This is a genomic window from Halioxenophilus sp. WMMB6 (genome assembly GCF_033283405.1).
Lineage (GTDB): Bacteria > Pseudomonadota > Gammaproteobacteria > Pseudomonadales > Cellvibrionaceae > Halioxenophilus.
Genome location: NZ_JAWMQR010000001.1, coordinates 939,088 through 955,886, shown reverse-complemented (window position 1 = coordinate 955,886; position 16,799 = coordinate 939,088). Strand labels below are relative to the sequence as shown.

Below are 16,799 nucleotides of genomic sequence, written 5' to 3'. Positions count from 1 at the left end.
TGATCAAATCATGGAAATAGCACCATACCAGAACGCCCTCAAAGACCTGCAAAGCCGTACCGACGTGCTTAGGGGGTATCTTTGACTATGCCGAAAAGAGAGACCGCCTGGCCGAAGTAGAGGCCGAACTTGCCGAACCCAATGTCTGGAATGACCAGGAGCGGGCTCAAGCGTTGGGCCGCGAGCGCTCATCCCTGGAGATCGTGGTTGCCACCATCGACACCCTCGACCAGGGTGTAGCCGACGGCCGTGAGCTGTTGGAGATGGCCGCGGAAGAGAACGACGAAGATCTGTTGGCGGAAGTTCAGTCGGAAATCGATAACCTCGAGCAGCAACTGGCCACCTTGGAGTTTCGCCGCATGTTCTCCGGGGAGATGGACCCAAACAACGCCTACCTCGATATTCAAGCCGGCTCCGGTGGTACCGAAGCCCAGGATTGGGCCGAGATGCTGCTGCGTATGTACCTGCGCTGGGGTGAAGACAAGGGCTTTAAAACCACACTGGAGGAGTGTTCCGCCGGTGAGGTGGCGGGTATTAAGAGTGCCACCATTCGCTTTGAGGGCGAATACGCCTTCGGCTGGTTGCGCACAGAAACCGGTGTTCACCGGTTGGTGCGCAAGAGTCCGTTTGACTCCGGTAATCGCCGTCACACCTCATTCAGTTCGGTGTTTGTCTCGCCAGAGGTGGACGACAATATCGAAATCGAGATCAACAAAGCCGATATCCGAGAAGATACCTACCGCGCCTCTGGTGCCGGTGGCCAGCACATTAACAAAACCGATTCCGCAGTCCGTTTGACCCACTTGCCAACCGGTATTGTTGTCTCCTGCCAAAGTGAGCGCTCCCAGCACCAGAACCGGGATAAAGCCTGGAAGATGCTGCGTGCGAAGATGTATGAGCAGGAGATGCTGAAGCGCAATGCCGATAAGCAGGCGATGGAAGATAGTAAATCCGATATCGGCTGGGGCAGCCAGATCCGCTCCTACGTGTTGGATGACAGCCGCATCAAAGATCTGCGCACCAGCGTGCAGACCAGCAACTGCCAGGCCGTACTTGATGGCGACCTGGATCAGTTTATTGAGGCCAGCTTAAAAGCCGGCGTTTAATCTCAAACGTTAACTTTTTAATTGCAGCAAATTCACAATCAACATTGGACTAAAAATGAGCGACAACGACCAACACTCCGCCCTGCCACAAGACGAAAACAAACTGGTTGCCGAGCGTCGCGCTAAGTTAAAACAGATTCGCGAAACCGCCGAGGTAGCCTTTCCCAACGATTTTCGGCCACAGCACAAGGCTTCGGAACTACTGGTAGCGTTTGGCGAGAAGTCCAAGGAGGAGTTGGAAGAGCTCAACCATCAGGTGGCGGTAGCCGGCCGGGTGATTCGTTCGCGGGGCGCCTTTATGGTGCTACAGGATGTGAGTGCCCAGATTCAGCTGTATGTGACCAAAGAGGCGCGCCAGTTCGCCAAGGGTATCGACCTGGGCGACATTGTTGGTATCAGCGGTGCGCTGCATAAATCCGGCAAGGGCGACCTCTACGTCAATATGGAGAGCTACCAGCTGCTCACCAAATCTCTGCGCCCACTGCCGGATAAATACCACGGTCTGGCCGACCAGGAGATGCGCTATCGTCAGCGTTATGTAGACCTGATCGCCAACCCGGATGTGCGCGACGCCTTTAAAAAGCGTTCCCAGATTATCAACTTTATTCGTGAGTACCTGGCCCGACGTGAATTCCTGGAGGTGGAGACCCCCATGCTGCAGGCGATTCCCGGTGGCGCCGCAGCCCGGCCGTTTATCACTCACCACAATGCGCTGGATATCGAGATGTTCCTGCGCATATCGCCAGAGCTCTATCTCAAGCGCCTGGTGGTGGGTGGCTTTGACCGGGTGTTTGAAATTAACCGAAACTTCCGAAACGAAGGCCTCTCTACCCGGCACAACCCGGAATTCACCATGCTTGAGTTCTACCAGGCCTACGCCGACTATCACGACTTGATGGACTTAACCGAAGATATGTTGCGCCAGCTGGCGGAGACCGTATTGGGTTCTACCACCATCAAGAGCACGGTTAAGAATGGCGATGGTGAGGTGGTTTCTGAAAAGAGCTACGACCTCGACAAGCCCTTCCACCGTATCTCTGTGTTTGACTCCATCCTGCACTTTAATCCGGAGCTGACTGCCGACAATATCAACACGGTCGAGGCGGCCACTGTCGTCTGTAACAGCCTGAAGATTCCAGTAAAAGAGAGCTGGGGCCTCGGCAAGTTACAGATCGAAATTTTCGAGAAGACGGTGGAGCATCGCCTGGATGAGCCAACCTTCGTGACCGAGTACCCGGCTGAAGTGTCACCCCTGGCCCGGCGCAACGATAAGAACCCCTTCGTTACCGACCGCTTTGAGTTCTTCGTGGGTGGCCGCGAAATCGCCAATGGCTTCTCGGAGCTCAACGATGCCGAAGATCAGGCCGAGCGCTTCCGCGCCCAGGTGGCCGAGAAAGATGCCGGTGACCTGGAGGCGATGCACTATGATGGCGACTATGTGCGCGCCTTGGAGTACGGTTTACCGCCCACGGCCGGTGAGGGGATTGGTATTGACCGCCTGGTGATGCTGCTCACCGACTCGCCGTCCATTCGCGACGTACTGTTATTCCCCGCCATGCGTCCGTCGTCTGACAAGTAGTTATAACCAGAGACTGCGGCCCGGAGTCACACACCGGGCCGCTTCCTCTCCTGCCTGCCAAGCCAGCTCTCTTTTATCCCCCTTTACAGCTCCACACGGCCCCCTCAAGCCTAAGTTCCGCCGCAAAATTGTCCGCTCATAGCAAGCCTTACAGTGCCCATCTGCTTACGCAGCGGAGTGTTATAACTGTGGTTATCGTGAATTAGGGAGGGGGTTACCGATGGGTGTTCGGCCAGTGACGTGTTACCGGTTTACCACGGCTAGTGGTTTTGCAGCCATTCGGTAAATTCGGCCGCCGGCATTGGCCGGGCGATGTGAAAGCCTTGGGCTTCATCGCATTTCAGCAGTTGCAGGGCCACCATTGTCGGTTGGGTCTCTACCCCTTCGGCGACCACGGTTAGCGAGAAGTTGTGGGCCAGGGTGATCACCGCTTCCACAATCACCGCGTCGGAGTCGTCGGCCAGCATATCGCTGACAAAACTGCGGTCGATTTTTAAGGTGCTGATGGGTAATTTCTTCAGGTAGCTCAGGGACGAGTAGCCGGTACCGAAATCATCAATGGCCAGTGGTGTGCCCAGTTTTGCCAGGCGGGTGAGGTTGTCGATTGCCCGTTGAGGGTGGTGTATCAGCGCGCTTTCGGTGATCTCTATTTCCAGGAGGTGGGGGAGGATGGTGTACTCTTTTAACAGCGTTGCGATTTGATCGGCCAGGGCGATATCACTGAGGTTGCGGGCAGACAGATTAATAGCCACCGGTAGGTTAAACCCCATCGCTTGCCATGCTTTGATATGTTTTAACGCCTGTTTTACCACCCAGGCGCCCAGTGGGTGGATCAGATCGCTCATTTCGGCCAGGGGTAAAAACTCACCGGGCGGAATCAGGCCCAGGCTCGGATGTTGCCAGCGGACCAGCGCCTCGCAACCGGTAACCTTGCCACTGTTGATATCGATACGCGGCTGGAAATGCAGCAGCAACTGGTCTTCTCGGATGGCGGTGCCCAGTTCGACAATCATGGCCAGGCGACGTTTGCTGTGCAGGTCGTTGCAGAGGTCGTAGAGCGATGAAGCCCCCTCGTTGGCTTTAGCGTGGTACATGGCAACATCGGCGCAGCGCAGCAATTCGTGGCTGTTGTTGCCATGCTCCGGATAGAGAGCCACGCCAATACTGGCACTCATCTCCAGTTTAATCTCATCGATTCTGATCGGTGTTCTAAGGATCTGATTAAGGTGGCCGGGCAAGAGGGCGAAAGGCTCGTGATAGTGGTGATCCGTGACCACGACAACAAATTCGTCCCCGCCTAAGCGGAAAAGCCTGCCGCCAAAGGGTTTTAAGCCCGTTTGCAGCAGCTCGGCAATCTGTTGCAATACCCGATCACCAGTGGCGTGGCCAAGCGTATCGTTTACCTCTTTAAAGCGGTTGAGATCGAACAGAAGCAGCGCGAAATGGAGTGTGGGAGATTGGCTATCGGCAATTTTAATCAGCTTGCCGATGTAGTTATGCAGGTAGTCCCGGTTGGGTAACCCGGTTAGCGAGTCGTGGCCGGCCCGGTACTCCAGCTGCCGCTGAGTGGCCAATAGGTTTTGTTCAGCCTGCTTGCGCTTGGAGATATCCCGCACTATGGCCACCACGGCGATGTTGCCGTCCAGGTGCATCCAATTTAAGTTGACTTCCGCTTCAAACGGAACGCCATCGTAGCGTTGGTGGCGCCACTCAAAGATCTGTGGTTTGCCGGCCAGGCAGGCATTGATCATCCGTTGTGCCTTGGTGCTGGAGCACTCACCATCGGGCTGCAAGGGGGGAGAGAAGGCTTCGGGCGGCTGGCCGATCATCTGCGGGCGGGTGGCGCCAAACATGGTTAAGGCGGCAGGATTACACTCCGAGAAGAGCCCATTTTGCATCACAAAAATGGCATCACTGGCCCCTTCAAACAACGCCTTATATTTGGCCTCGTTGTTTTTCAGCTGGTTGAGAGTGATCTGTTGGGCCAGTAGGTCAGCCACAGCGGTGAGAAAACGGCGTTCGAACTCTGCCCAAACCCTGTTTTCTTCGGCTATTTCCAGGCGCAGAATGCCGCGAAATTCTTGCTTAGTGCCAATTGCGGCGTCAATTAATGAGTGGATGCCGGCTGCACAATCAACGCCTATGGCTGGCGCGTTGGATATTGCTTCGATACCTGCGCCGGCCGTGGTGATAACCCGAAATTTGGCCAGCTCAGACCAGTAGTCGGTTAGTGGTGGCAGGCTGTACTGGGAGGGTTTAGAAGGGAGACTACTGCTGTAGAGTGTATGGCAGAAAAGATCGCCACGATCGTCACACAGCCAAATGCTGGCTCGATATGCATCCAGTGCCCGCGCGCAGATTTCGGTAGTACGATTCAGCGCCGCATGGAGAGTACCTTGGTGGGTTAATCCCATTTGGGCTAGATCGGTATAGACCTCTCCCAATTTCTCTCTGTAGTCGCTGGAGTTGTTAATAAACGATACCATCAAGCCGGGCAGATAATTATAAAAGTGGCCAGTATAGATTAGCCGTGCGAAGAGGGAAATGGGTATAAAAACCACATACAATTTAAGTGCACTCTGGTGTTTAAACGGTGCTGCACAGCTTGGCCAAAAGTGTTGGGTTTACTGCTTGGTCATAGCCCAGTTGCTTCGTCATCACACCGGTGAGGCTAATGACCCAATAAACAGGTTGAACAAAGAGTTCTCTCCAGGTTTTCGGCTGAGGCGAGGCTCAGCGGTTTTCCTGGGTTTTTTCCTATTTATTGCCGCTAATGGATTTGTGCCATCACCAGCGGTTGCCGATTCCGCAGTGGTGCAATTAGTCCAAGCCGCTAAGGCGAGAACCCAGTTGGCAATAACCTACGATGGTTCCTATTTTTCAATTGCTTATCCCAACGGCGATGTGCCGGCAGATGTGGGTGTTTGTACGGATGTCGTTATTCGTTCTTACCGGGCCTTGGGCATCGATTTACAGCAATTGGTGCATGAAGACATGGTCGCCAATTTCGAGCTCTACCCATCGCGCCGGGTTTGGGGCTTGACCCAGCCCGATACTAATATCGACCATCGCCGCGTACTCAATCTGGCGGTTTATTTTAGGCGCCATGGCCAGGAGCTTGCTATTAGTCACAATCCAGGACTCTATTCCGCCGGCGATATTGTCACTTGGCAATTGCCCGGCAATCTACCCCATATTGGCATTGTTAGCGATGTACGTTCCGAGATTAGCGGTAACCCTTTGGTGGTGCACAATATGGGGTTGGGGCCGAAGCTGCAAGATATGTTGTTTGACTACGAAATAACCGGGCATTATCGTTTTTTTCCGGTGGACTATTAGCCTGGTCACCTGCCTTGTGGTTTCATTGGTGATCTAATTGATGGTTTACGAAAGTTTAACAATGTTAGAGCGGGCAGGGTGACTGTATCTCTGTGCTTTATTAAATTCGGCACTAGCGCCGTTTTAGTGATTTGTCGATAACAAGAGTGGTATTAATAGATGGCCAATCCAAGATTTCCGAAAGATTTTCCATTCAACCCCAATTACGGCAAGGGTATTTTTCGCCGCCGAATAAAGTTGCTTGGCTCAGCCGAGCAAGTGGTGGCTGAGCTGGAAGATTGCAATCATGGATTTCGCTCCACAGTCCAACATAATGGCCAACGCGTTACAGGAATTGTTGGTGAATCCATTCGCTTCCCCTTGACCACCTGTGGCGGTGCCACCGATAAGATAGAACAGTTGGTTGGTATTGGTTTGGATGCGGATCTAAAGGCACTGGCCCAAAAGTCTGATCCTAAAATGAATTGTACGCATCTCTATGATTTAACGGTGCTGGCCATACAGCACGCCTTGAGGGGAGAAGATATTCGGCTATGGGATGTGGTGATTCCTGATGAAGTGGATAATTTCACTGAAGCTTCGGTTAGTTTGAATGGCGAACTTATTCTGAAGTGGGGGGTCGGTTCTTGGTCGATTGTAGACGGGGATCTTAAAGGCAAGAGTTTAGGGAGTGGTTTTGGTCAGTGGGCCGCCCGGCACTACCTGGGCCTGGAGCGAGAGGCTGCTTTTATTTTGCAGAAGGGCTATTTTGTCAGCAATGCGCGCCGGGCCGATATGAGCCAGCTGCAAGGCAAGCCGGTAACTGAAACCGAGCAGATGTCGGGTGTTTGTTACTCCTATTCGCCCGAGGTAGTGGTTAACGCTGTACGGACGATGAATGCCACCCGCGATTTTACCGAGACTGAAGCACAGCTACTCAAATTTATTTGATTCCAGGAGAGACAGCCATGCGCGGCAGCTGTTTATGTGGTCGAGTTCAATATCAGGTGGCTGAATTTGAGAGCAATATCGCCAACTGTTTCTGTTCGATGTGTCGTAAACAGAGTGGTTCGGCATTTGCCACTTATGGCTCTGTGAAGGTTGAAAACCTGGAGTGGCTTTCAGGCAAAGAGTTTATCAAGACTTATCGATCCTCGAGCATCGCTGAGCGAGGTTTCTGTAACCATTGTGGTTCAAATCTTTTTTACCACGTAATAGCGGATAATCATGAAGTTGAGATCGCACTGGGCACCTTGAATGATGAGCCTAACGTTAAGCCTAATGCCAATATCTATTGTGCGAGCAGACCAAAATGGTTTGAATCACCGACACAGCTGCCTGAATTTTCCGGGGGTAGAGAGTGATCAATTTTGTCTGTTGCTGCTGACTGAATAGACCAGATTTATGGAATTCCCTGAGTGGAGCAGAGAGCGAGAAATGTATGAACATAGAAGAACTTTTAACACGTGAATCCATTCGGCAAACTATCACCCGCTACACCATGGCTGGAGATCGATTGCGCGTGCAGGAGTTTTTGGAGGTCTTTACGGCGGATGCTATTTTAGAGTCGGAAGAAGTTGGTGCCAGTGATACGTTTCTGTACCAAGGTAAGAAAGAGATTGGCGCGTGGCTACAGCGTTGGCGGGATTTGGCTACCGAACCCAGCGCTCTTGCAACCCAGGCGACCTTCGTACGCCATCACATATCAACCAGTGATATCGTAATTGTTGACGCTGATTCAGCCAAAGCTCGCACTTACTGGACAGCCTATACCGATATCGGCCCAGATCACTGTGGCTATTACGTTGATTCCTTTCAAAAGGTTAAAGATCAATGGTTAATCCAGCATAGGAAGGTTCGTTTGGATTGGCGCTCACCCAATAGTTTGTTCACCATGGCCATCAATAACACCCGTTGATAGGGTTTAGAAGCACTATTACTAATTAAGATGGTGTTTCTTTGAGCCAGAATAGAGAGTTAATTTAGTTGCCAGGGAAAGCTGGATAAAAATGGCTATGCCTATTGAATACAGAGTAAATTCGACAGTTACCACAGCGCAGTTTGTACAGTTGCTGCGAGTCTCGACATTGGCAGAGCGCAGGCCAGTAGACGATATGGCGTGTTTGGCTGGAATGTTGGCCAACAGCAATTTAATTGTTTCTGCTTGGCGGGGAGACGAGCTGGTGGGTATTGCCCGCTCGGTAACGGATTTTCATTACGCCTGTTATTTATCAGACCTGGCGGTTGACCAACGTTTGCAAAAATTGGGCATAGGCCGACAGCTGCAGAAGCTTACTCAGCAGCAGTTGGGGCCAAAATGCAAATTAATATTGATCGCTGCGCCGGCAGCGGATGCCTACTATGGCCATTTGGGCTTTACCCGTAATGAGCGATGTTGGGTATTGAATCCTGGCGATGTTATTCAAGCTTGACCAGGGTTTTTTCCACAGAGGCCTCGTTAGATATATCAAGGATTAATTTCTCCATGAGCCGATTAATAGGCCAATGCTGTTCTCTTCTGCTTGCTGTGCTGGTGATCGGCAGTGGCGGCTGCTACGCCTCTGAGTGTGTGGTTTTACTGCACGGCTTGGCTCGCAGTGATGCGTCAATGGCCAAGCTTGCCAAGCGGTTGCAGTCCGAGGGTTTTACTGTGGTCAATGTTGACTATCCATCTCGCGAACAGACCATCGCAGAGTTATCTGAATTGGCCGTCGCTAAGGGTATTGAGCAATGCCGGCTGCAACAGTCCGAGCCGATTAATTTTGTCACTCATTCGTTGGGTGGAATTTTGGTCCGTTACTATTATTCAAATCATGAACCGGAGCAGCTGCATCGGGTGGTCATGCTGGGACCACCCAACCAGGGCAGTGAAGTGGTTGATCATCTAAAAAATGTACCCGGTTTTGCATTGCTTAATGGACCGGCCGGGCAGGAGCTGGGAACCGATGAGGCCAGTGTTCCGAAAAAGCTTGGACCAGTGTTTTTTGAGTTGGGGGTTATTGCTGGCACAGAATCGATAAACTTATTGCTTTCCAGTTATTTGCCAAACCCTGACGATGGCAAGGTCTCTGTCGCCAGTACTAAGGTGGAGGGGATGTGTGGCTTTGTCTCTCTACCGACTTCTCATCCGATGATGATGAAAAACAAGCAGGTTATCGATGAGGTGGTGAGCTTCTTATCGCACGGCTATTTTCAGAGTGAGCAGGCTGAGCCAATTAACTGTTTGCACCAGAATATTACGAGTGGTTAGGCGCCTTATTGCGATGACTTTCTCTATTAGCTATTACTGGTTTACCGGTTGATGCATGACGGCGATTAAACTAAGCGCCTTGGTTTCAATATTTTGAATTCAATACACAATTTAAAATTACAGCGCATCGTTGGCTTATTGGTGTTGACCAAATAGCCGTTTTTTGCGCGCATGGCGTGTTCGTAATCGCGAATAGATTTGGGGGTAACATCAGGACAAATTCCCCATGTTTAGCTTGCTCGTTACCAAAATAACTAATACTTTGGCCGCTATAACAAAAATTTGACTGTACAAATCAAGCTGTAATTACCCGAAGGCGGCTCATAACCTATTGCAAATCATGGCATTTAAATTCTAAGTAGGTCTCAATTGATCAAGTTTTGCACTTGTGTAATTCGTAATTGATGTTTACATTAAGCCTTCGCTCTTAGGCGAGGAGGTGAACAGGCTGTCGCTTTCTCGGCTATTCGACAACGGTGAATTAGCTAAACCGGATTAGGCAAGTCGATTGGGTAGGTCTCAGCCACCCAGGAGTGGAAAAATAATAATGATAAATTCGAACCCCTGTTTCGTAAATTTTGACGACCGGTTTTAGATTTAGCGCAAACTTCTAAAACATTTTTTCCCAGGTGGTCAACTTTTTTGATAAAAAGCCGGGGTTATCTTTCGGAGCCTGTAGCCATGCTACTTAAACTAAAGTCCACTGGGTCTCTTGTTGAAGCCTGTAGTATTTCAGAGTTAACCGATCCCTGTCGTACCACGGCGCAGGTAAAAAATCTAAAGGGATACCGCGATGCGGAGCCTGTCAGCATCGACAAGGCAGAGTTGAGCTTTGTCTCTGGTGAAGATCTGCCCAACTGCTGGATGCAGGTCAATGTCCACCACCGCCACTGGTACAATAAAGAGGGTTTACGCGGTACCGGCTGAACCCGCCCTCGATTCTTTGAGTCTCAACGTCTAAGATTAGTCGCTTTACCAATAACGGAAAGGTTTAGTGGCTTCTAATAATTCAACTCGTATTCAACTCTCCCCCGGCTGGCTTACCCACCTGAAATCAGAGTTTGATCAGGACTATATGCGCACGCTGAAGGCCTTTCTCAAAGAGGAGAAGACCTCCGGTAAAACCATCTATCCACCCGGCGGAGAGATGTTCAATGCGCTGAATAGTACAAGTTTTGACAAAGTTAAAGTGGTAATCCTCGGGCAGGACCCCTATCACGGGCCGGGGCAGGCCCATGGCCTCTGTTTTTCGGTTCGACCCGAAGTGCCGATACCCCCCTCATTGGTAAATATCTACAAAGAACTGCACCAGGATCTTGGTATATCGATTCCCACACATGGCAATCTTCAAGCGTGGGCAGAGCAGGGCGTATTGCTGCTCAATGCAACGCTCAGCGTTGAAGCGGGTAAGGCTGGATCGCACCAGAACAAAGGGTGGGAGCGCTTTACCGATCGCGTTGTGCACCTGCTGAACGATGAACGCGAACATCTGGTATTTATTCTCTGGGGTAGCTACGCCCAGAAGAAGGGGCAGTTTATCGATCGTAATAAGCACTTGGTGTTGCAGTCGCCGCACCCATCGCCCTTGTCGGCCCACCGCGGATTTTTTGGTTGCCGCCACTTTACCCAGGCGAACGCCTACCTCAGTGAACATGGGTTAACTCCCATCGACTGGCAGATACGTTAGTGAGGGCGGGCTAGTTGTATAGCAGGATTCGCTTGCGAGAGAGGGAGAAAAAACGGGGCAAGCCCCGTTTATTTATTTGAGTAACTCCATGGCCATTGCCATATCTTCGCTCAGATCTTCGCCTTCGGCGAATTGCATGTCGGGATCCAAACCGAGGCGGGCAAAGGCGGTGACCTTGTGAAAATCTATTTTGGCCAGGGGGTGATTCGTGCCGGCATAGCTTTGCAGCACCGCGACTGTCACGACGTCGGCGTAGTCGACCACCGGTTTCTGACAGGTGAAGTCCAGGTGTTCGGAAGGTATACGGCGAATCTCTTCGGGGAAATCCCAGGTTGCCAGAATTCGGTTACCAATAGCTGGCCCCAGCTTCTCAATGACGGTATCGAGGGTGATGGCGTCTTTAAGCAGGGCTGAATGGTTCTCAGCATAAGTAAGAATAGGCAAGGCACCAATCTGATGAACCAGTCCCGCCAGGGTAGCCTGATCGGGTCGTAGATTGGTGTAGTGGCGGCACAGAACATGGGCGATACCGGCAACCTCAGCCGATCGGTTCCAAATCTGGCGTAAACGTTTATCGACCATATCGGAGGTAGCCTGAAACATCTGTTCCATAGCCAAGCCTGTAGCTATGTTACAGGTGTAGTCCATACCCAAGCGCGATAGGGCCATTTGTAAATCTTCGATTTTACGGCTGGCCCGCATAATGGGGCTGTTGGCGACTTTGATGACACGCGCTGACAGTGAGGGATCGTTGCCAATGACTTTGGCCAGCTGATCCATGGTGGCTTCCGGATCCATTGCTACGTCGCGCACTCGCAGGGCGACTTCCGGAAGCGTTGGTAGAACCAGCTCATCGTTCTTGATGGCCAGAAGAATCTCATTTCTAACTTGCTCGAGTATTTGTGCCATTGGTCCTCTCTCTCGCCAGGTACAGAAATCCTGGTACCTGTTAACTATAGCTCTAACTGATGTGGTTGCACGCCACCACTTCACTCTAGTAGACAAGTGACGAGGATCAAGCTCGGGTTATTGGGTTCGTGAAATTAAGCAAGCAAGTTCGAGAAATCGTTATTTTTGTGGGTGCTACCAGCAGCCTGGTGGGGGAAACGGGGGAGTGAATTTCTTTGGTCAGTTGGGCTGGGCGGGCACAACCTACCTCCGATCTGGGTAGGTTGTGCAAATGAGTCATTGGAGCCGACTTTTTAGGCGCTCTATTTGGTGCTCTCGGCTAAATCGTAGGGGAGTTCCAAAAAATGAACGGGCGTTTGGTACTCTGGATCCAGATAGACGGCCCCCTGTGCAAAGGCGGAATCGCTTAAGCACATAAGCAGTTCCAGCTCATCATTGGTACTGGCCGCGGCACAGGCAACTTTTCCTGCCGCCTGCTGACTGCCTTGCACGTAGAGGTTGGCGCCTGGCAAGGGCAGATCAGCCGCTTTGGTAGAGCCTCGGTAGGTGTGGCGCTTTTGTTTGCCGAGGTATTGCATACGGGCGACTACTTCCTGGCCGGTGTAACACCCCTTGGTAAAACTGATGGCGTTTAACTGCCCGTAGTTGAGTGTTTGCGGGATGAACTCCTCAGTCGTGGGGGCAAAGACATTGGCGATACCATCGCGGATATCAGCTAATTGCCACTGGTCAGTGGCTGCAACGGGTGCCAGTTCAGATAGACGCAACCAGGTCTGGCTGGCAGTTTCGGCATTCAGCCAACACTCGAAGCGGGTAGTAGAGAGGCGGATCACTGTGCCAACTTTGCTGGTGCTAATTGCCAGATCTTTACTTGGTGCCTGGCCAAACACGGTGGTTACCAACGACTCTGCCTGCTCGCCCTCAATACCAATGATCGGGCTATAGGCATCAGTGAATTCCGCTTTGGAGAAGACGATATATTTGCCCAGAGATTTTCGGGCTATCTCTACCATCTCGGTGGGGAGACGTAATTGTATGGTTTCGGCCTCGGGAGCGTTTGCCAGGAAATTGAAGATGATGCGCCCCTTCGGATTGCATTGACAGCCATTGAGAGCGGCGTGGCCGTCCAGCTGATTCATATCGCAGGTCACCTGGCCTTGGAGAAACTTCTTTGCATCGGGGCCGGCTATGGTTAGCAATTCGTAATTAGGCAGTGCAAAGAGCTGTGCGGCCAGAGCTGATTGAGGGGTGGTTGGATATGCGATGAGGTGATCATTTTGCAGGTTGGCTCCCTGGGATTGTAGGAATTCCAACCATGCTGCCCGGCTCGACATGACAATATGCTCCTAATGAGTCGAAAAACGAAGGTTTCACAACGGTATAGCAAATAGCGTACACAGCATAGAGTGGATATTTATCTCACTACCCGGCATTTGTGGCTAAGCAAAGATTCTTGGCCCGGCAGGAGGGCTACTGCGTTATAATCGCCGGCCGCTGACGTTAGATTGAATTAGGTACCGTACACAATGGAAAAAAACCGTTTATATTGGGCTTCCCGCCGAGGCATGCTGGAGCTGGATCTGGTATTACAACCTTTTCTGGACAACCATTATGACGACCTGCCGCAATCGGACAAGGAGCTGTTCTGGGCGCTGCTGGAGAGTGAAGATCAGGATATGTTCTCCTGGTTCATCGATAAGGTCGACCCAGCTGACCCCAATATCCTCAAAATTGTAAAGATCATCCGTGCCCACACCGGCCTCCAGCCCGGCGATTAGGCTGGAGTTACAGCCACCAGCGCTGCTGCTCTGGCTTTACGCCAGTTGCACCCTTGTCACACTGCTTTTAATTGGTCTCTCCCGGGTGGCTGCAGGCATCGCTATTGCGGCCAGCGGCCTGGTGCTTTTGGTTGTTTTTTGGTCGTATCGAAGAGCGCGCCGCCGGCACTGTGGTGAACTGCTGTTTGAGAAGGGGCAGTGGAGTTGGTTGTATGCGGGCCAGCGGCAGCTACTGCGGCCGGGAGCTGCTTTCTATTTTGGTGTTCGGACGATTGCGCTGCAATTTGGCAATGTGGGTGGCTGGCCGCGTAGATGGGTGTTCTGGATCAGCCCGGATAATACTCCGCCCGAGCAGGCTCGGGCGTTACGGGTGCTTATCCAAACCGGGTACTTTTAGTGCTCAATCGTCACACTGGCCGGGTTAGGCTTCGCTGCGGCCGACAATTACGTCCTGAGCGGCAAAATTGAGCGGTACCAGGATGGTATCTCTGGCAAAAGGCTTGAGGTTGGGGAAATCCAGGGAGAAATGCAGTCCGCGGGACTCTTTGCGGGCCATTGCCGAGCGGATAATCAACTGCGCCACATCGCATAGGTTGCGCAGTTCGATCAGATCGTTGCTGACTTTAAAGTTGCTGTAGTATTCAGCGATCTCTTTTTGCAGCAGTTTGATGCGATGGTTGGCGCGTTCCAGCCGTTTACCGGTCCGAACGATGCCCACGTAGTCCCACATAAAGCGGCGTAGTTCGTCCCAGTTGTGAGAGATGACAACGTCTTCATCGGAATCGGTTACCCGGCTCTCATCCCATTCTGGTTGGTATTCAGGCGCTTGGATATTGCCAAGCTTGCTGATGACATCCTTCGCTGCGGCGATACCAAACACAATACACTCCAGCAGGGAGTTACTGGCCATTCGGTTGGCGCCATGCAATCCCGTAAATGAGGTTTCACCGATGGCGTATAGGTTGTCGAGGTCGGTTCGGCCATGCTTATCGACCACCACACCACCACAGGTGTAATGGGCAGCGGGTACTACCGGTATGGGTTGCTTGGTGATATCGATACCGTACTTGAGGCACTCGGCGGCAACGGTGGGGAAGTGTGACTGGACAAACTCGGGCGATTTGTGGGAGATATCCAGGAAAACGCAGTCTAGGCCTAAGCGCTTCATCTCGTGGTCGATGGCCCGGGCGACGACATCGCGCGGTGCCAGTTCCGCCATGGGGTGGAACTGTTCCATAAAGCGCTCACCATTACCCAGTACCAGCTTGGCGCCCTCGCCGCGAAGCGCTTCTGTTAAGAGAAAGGTTTTGGCACTGGGGTGGAACAGGCAGGTGGGGTGAAACTGGTTGAACTCCATGTTGGCGACCCGGCAGCCCGCGCGCCACGCCATAGCGATACCATCGCCGCTGCAACCATCAGGGTTACTGGTGTAGAGATACACCTTACTGGCACCGCCTGTAGCCAAAATGACGGCTTTCGCTTGGAAGAGATCCACCTTATCGGTGGCCAGGCTATAGACATAAGCGCCGGTGCAGCGGTATTTGGGCGAGCCGGCATCGGCCTGGGTAACCAGGTCGATGGCCAGGTGACCGGTGAGGATTTCGATATTTTTGCGGGCGTAGACCTGATCAATCAGTGTGCTGTGTACCGCTTTGCCCGTGGCATCGGCAGAGTGGATGATGCGTCGATGGGTGTGGCCGCCCTCCTGTGTCAGGTGGTACTTATCGCTGTTTTCATCCCGGGTGAATTGTACACCCTGCTCGATGAGCCACTGGATTGCCGGCCGGCTGTTTTCAACAGTAAAACGGACTGAATCTTCGTGGCAGAGCCCGGCCCCGGCCGAGAGGGTGTCTTTCACATGCCGTTCCACGGTATCGTCGTCGTCCAGAACAGCGGCAATCCCCCCCTGAGCCCACCAGGTTGACCCATCATTTATCTGGCCCTTGCTGATGATGGCTACGGAGCACTCTTCCGGTAGGTGCAGGGCCGCGGTTAAACCGGCTGCGCCAGAGCCAATAATAAGGACGTCATGATAGAAGGTATTTGTCATTTTCGGGGAGGGCCTACTGTTGGGGTATTACAAGCGTGTGACCGAAGCAGAGTATAGCGACATAATTGTCGATTAAACATAGACTTATTGTGGCTACTGAAAGGGGGTTATGGGAACTTTGCTAAGAATGTGCCTGTCTCACAGCCCGATTATTGGCTTTGGGATTTGCCAAGCTGGCAAATATGGTGACAATTAGCGCCAATCGGGGGTTTAAGTTTTCCCTTTGCTCGACTATCAGGCCCGGAAAGGGGCTTCAAACTTGAGCTAGATCCACCCCGCAGATAAGATGCCGCCAGCACACTATTAAACCCAAGGGCAATCTCACTCCAGGCCGGATAACAGACAGGATGGCACTGAGTCAGAAGCGTACATTGACGCTACCGAGGGGAGTCTATTTGCCAAATTGGCAATTTTGGAGTTTTGAATGACGGGCAATGCCACGCCTAATTCCGACCAACAGCTGGTAGAGAGAGTACAGAAAGGAGACAAGCGGGCGTTTGATCTGTTGGTGTTGAAATACCAACATAAGATCATCGCTATAGTCAGCCGCTACATAAAGGACAATGCTGAAGTTTACGATGTTGTGCAGGAGGCATTTATAAAGGCCTACCGGGCGCTCGGTAACTTTCGCGGAGATAGTGCTTTCTATACGTGGTTGTACAGGATTGCCATTAATACGGCTAAAAACCATCTGGTATCCCGTGGTCGGCGGCCGCCATCTTCGGATGTCGACATTGATGAGGCTGACTATTACGACGGCAGCGAACCGTTGCGTGATATAGAGTCCCCGGAGGGGGCCATGGCCAGGGATCAGCTGCAAGAGGTGGTAAACACGGCGATCGCCAGTTTGCCAGAGGATCTGCGTACCGCACTTACCCTTCGAGAGATGGAAGGGCTAAGCTATGAAGACATTGCCGCTGTGATGGATTGCCCGGTGGGTACTGTGCGGTCACGTATATTCCGTGCACGGGAAGCCGTTGATAAGGCCATTCGTCCACTGCTCGATTAACAATTTATTTTTTGAACTTGGTGTGAACCAATTAAATTCACCTGGGTCCATACAGTCAGATTGTTCAGGTAGGGTTAAGGTTAGAGTTTCGATGAGACTGGAAATCTCCCCTG

At 52.0% G+C, this 16,799-nt stretch carries 17 protein-coding genes; 13 read left to right on the top strand and 4 right to left on the bottom strand.

The window, feature by feature from the left end:
* The first annotated feature begins 10 nt into the window (after positions 1-10).
* Positions 11-1,106, top strand: a protein-coding gene (gene prfB, locus SBL51_RS04105) for a peptide chain release factor 2 (RefSeq protein WP_411860451.1) whose coding sequence is annotated in 2 segments (ribosomal slippage) — positions 11-82 and positions 84-1,106 — 1,095 coding nt in all. Because the reading frame shifts where the segments join, the coding sequence is not laid out codon by codon here.
* A gap of 55 nt (positions 1,107-1,161) precedes the next feature.
* Positions 1,162-2,685, top strand: coding sequence for a lysine--tRNA ligase (gene lysS, locus SBL51_RS04100; RefSeq protein WP_317929401.1), 1,524 nt, complete (start codon positions 1,162-1,164; stop codon positions 2,683-2,685).
* Between the two features lie 260 nt (positions 2,686-2,945).
* On the opposite strand, the gene SBL51_RS04095 is transcribed toward lysS, so the two are convergent.
* Positions 2,946-5,171, bottom strand: coding sequence for a putative bifunctional diguanylate cyclase/phosphodiesterase (locus SBL51_RS04095; protein WP_317929399.1), 2,226 nt, complete (start codon positions 5,169-5,171; stop codon positions 2,946-2,948).
* A 277-nt stretch (positions 5,172-5,448) separates the two neighbouring features.
* Here SBL51_RS04095 and SBL51_RS04090 point away from each other — a divergent pair, with 277 nt between their 5' ends.
* From SBL51_RS04090 to ung, 8 genes are all read left to right on the top strand, one after another.
* Positions 5,449-6,024 (top strand): DUF1287 domain-containing protein, encoded by a 576-nt coding sequence (locus tag SBL51_RS04090; protein ID WP_411860461.1) that lies wholly within the window; start codon positions 5,449-5,451, stop codon positions 6,022-6,024.
* Positions 6,025-6,183: 159 nt separating this feature from the next.
* Positions 6,184-6,954 carry a DUF2889 domain-containing protein gene (locus SBL51_RS04085; RefSeq protein WP_317929397.1) on the top strand — a complete coding sequence of 257 codons (771 nt, stop codon included), beginning with the start codon at positions 6,184-6,186 and terminating at the stop codon, positions 6,952-6,954.
* Between the two features lie 17 nt (positions 6,955-6,971).
* Complete coding sequence (locus SBL51_RS04080; RefSeq protein ID WP_317929395.1) at positions 6,972-7,367, top strand: GFA family protein; 396 nt, start codon at positions 6,972-6,974, stop codon at positions 7,365-7,367.
* A gap of 77 nt (positions 7,368-7,444) precedes the next feature.
* The gene (locus SBL51_RS04075) at positions 7,445-7,921 is read left to right on the top strand and encodes a nuclear transport factor 2 family protein (protein WP_317929394.1); all 477 of its coding nucleotides are present in this window, start codon (positions 7,445-7,447) and stop codon (positions 7,919-7,921) included.
* Positions 7,922-8,117: 196 nt separating this feature from the next.
* The gene (locus tag SBL51_RS04070; protein WP_317929392.1) at positions 8,118-8,435 is read left to right on the top strand and encodes a GNAT family N-acetyltransferase; all 318 of its coding nucleotides are present in this window, start codon (positions 8,118-8,120) and stop codon (positions 8,433-8,435) included.
* Between the two features lie 53 nt (positions 8,436-8,488).
* The gene (locus SBL51_RS04065) at positions 8,489-9,253 is read left to right on the top strand and encodes an esterase/lipase family protein (RefSeq protein ID WP_317929390.1); all 765 of its coding nucleotides are present in this window, start codon (positions 8,489-8,491) and stop codon (positions 9,251-9,253) included.
* Between the two features lie 681 nt (positions 9,254-9,934).
* Positions 9,935-10,180 carry a hypothetical protein gene (locus SBL51_RS04060; RefSeq protein ID WP_317929389.1) on the top strand — a complete coding sequence of 82 codons (246 nt, stop codon included), beginning with the start codon at positions 9,935-9,937 and terminating at the stop codon, positions 10,178-10,180.
* A gap of 67 nt (positions 10,181-10,247) precedes the next feature.
* Complete coding sequence (gene ung, locus SBL51_RS04055; protein ID WP_317929388.1) at positions 10,248-10,940, top strand: uracil-DNA glycosylase; 693 nt, start codon at positions 10,248-10,250, stop codon at positions 10,938-10,940.
* Between the two features lie 72 nt (positions 10,941-11,012).
* On the opposite strand, the gene SBL51_RS04050 is transcribed toward ung, so the two are convergent.
* Positions 11,013-11,849, bottom strand: coding sequence for an HDOD domain-containing protein (locus SBL51_RS04050; RefSeq protein WP_317929387.1), 837 nt, complete (start codon positions 11,847-11,849; stop codon positions 11,013-11,015).
* Between the two features lie 302 nt (positions 11,850-12,151).
* Positions 12,152-12,988 carry a hypothetical protein gene (locus SBL51_RS04045; protein ID WP_317929385.1) on the bottom strand — a complete coding sequence of 279 codons (837 nt, stop codon included), beginning with the start codon at positions 12,986-12,988 and terminating at the stop codon, positions 12,152-12,154.
* A gap of 387 nt (positions 12,989-13,375) precedes the next feature.
* On the opposite strand from SBL51_RS04045, the gene SBL51_RS04040 reads away from it, so the two are divergent.
* Together SBL51_RS04040 and SBL51_RS04035 are read left to right on the top strand one after the other, a co-directional pair.
* Positions 13,376-13,627: a succinate dehydrogenase assembly factor 2 gene (locus tag SBL51_RS04040; RefSeq protein ID WP_317929383.1), complete on the top strand. Its 252-nt coding sequence runs from the start codon at positions 13,376-13,378 to the stop codon at positions 13,625-13,627.
* Positions 13,596-14,024, top strand: a complete 429-nt coding sequence (locus SBL51_RS04035; RefSeq protein ID WP_317929381.1) for a protein YgfX — start codon at positions 13,596-13,598, stop codon at positions 14,022-14,024. Before SBL51_RS04040 ends, SBL51_RS04035 begins: the two co-directional genes overlap by 32 nt.
* A gap of 24 nt (positions 14,025-14,048) precedes the next feature.
* Here SBL51_RS04035 and nadB read toward each other — a convergent pair whose 3' ends face one another.
* Positions 14,049-15,677 (bottom strand): L-aspartate oxidase, encoded by a 1,629-nt coding sequence (gene nadB, locus SBL51_RS04030; protein WP_317929380.1) that lies wholly within the window; start codon positions 15,675-15,677, stop codon positions 14,049-14,051.
* A gap of 424 nt (positions 15,678-16,101) precedes the next feature.
* Here nadB and rpoE point away from each other — a divergent pair, with 424 nt between their 5' ends.
* Positions 16,102-16,686: an RNA polymerase sigma factor RpoE gene (rpoE, locus tag SBL51_RS04025; RefSeq protein ID WP_317929378.1), complete on the top strand. Its 585-nt coding sequence runs from the start codon at positions 16,102-16,104 to the stop codon at positions 16,684-16,686.
* Positions 16,687-16,799: the final 113 nt, after the last annotated feature.

Bases quoted from the DNA above. Each gene is read 5' to 3' on its own strand.
- SBL51_RS04050 (WP_317929387.1), bottom strand. From the start codon at position 11,849: ATGGCACAAATACTCGAGCAAGTTAGAAATGAGATTCTTCTGGCCATC.
- nadB (WP_317929380.1), bottom strand. From the start codon at position 15,677: ATGACAAATACCTTCTATCATGACGTCCTTATTATTGGCTCTGGCGCA.
- lysS (WP_317929401.1), top strand. From the start codon at position 1,162: ATGAGCGACAACGACCAACACTCCGCCCTGCCACAAGACGAAAACAAA.
- SBL51_RS04085 (WP_317929397.1), top strand. From the start codon at position 6,184: ATGGCCAATCCAAGATTTCCGAAAGATTTTCCATTCAACCCCAATTAC.
- rpoE (WP_317929378.1), top strand. From the start codon at position 16,102: ATGACGGGCAATGCCACGCCTAATTCCGACCAACAGCTGGTAGAGAGA.
- SBL51_RS04065 (WP_317929390.1), top strand. From the start codon at position 8,489: ATGAGCCGATTAATAGGCCAATGCTGTTCTCTTCTGCTTGCTGTGCTG.
- SBL51_RS04060 (WP_317929389.1), top strand. From the start codon at position 9,935: ATGCTACTTAAACTAAAGTCCACTGGGTCTCTTGTTGAAGCCTGTAGT.
- SBL51_RS04040 (WP_317929383.1), top strand. From the start codon at position 13,376: ATGGAAAAAAACCGTTTATATTGGGCTTCCCGCCGAGGCATGCTGGAG.
- SBL51_RS04075 (WP_317929394.1), top strand. From the start codon at position 7,445: ATGAACATAGAAGAACTTTTAACACGTGAATCCATTCGGCAAACTATC.
- SBL51_RS04080 (WP_317929395.1), top strand. From the start codon at position 6,972: ATGCGCGGCAGCTGTTTATGTGGTCGAGTTCAATATCAGGTGGCTGAA.
- SBL51_RS04070 (WP_317929392.1), top strand. From the start codon at position 8,118: ATGGCGTGTTTGGCTGGAATGTTGGCCAACAGCAATTTAATTGTTTCT.
- SBL51_RS04045 (WP_317929385.1), bottom strand. From the start codon at position 12,988: ATGAATCAGCTGGACGGCCACGCCGCTCTCAATGGCTGTCAATGCAAT.
- SBL51_RS04095 (WP_317929399.1), bottom strand. From the start codon at position 5,171: ATGGTATCGTTTATTAACAACTCCAGCGACTACAGAGAGAAATTGGGA.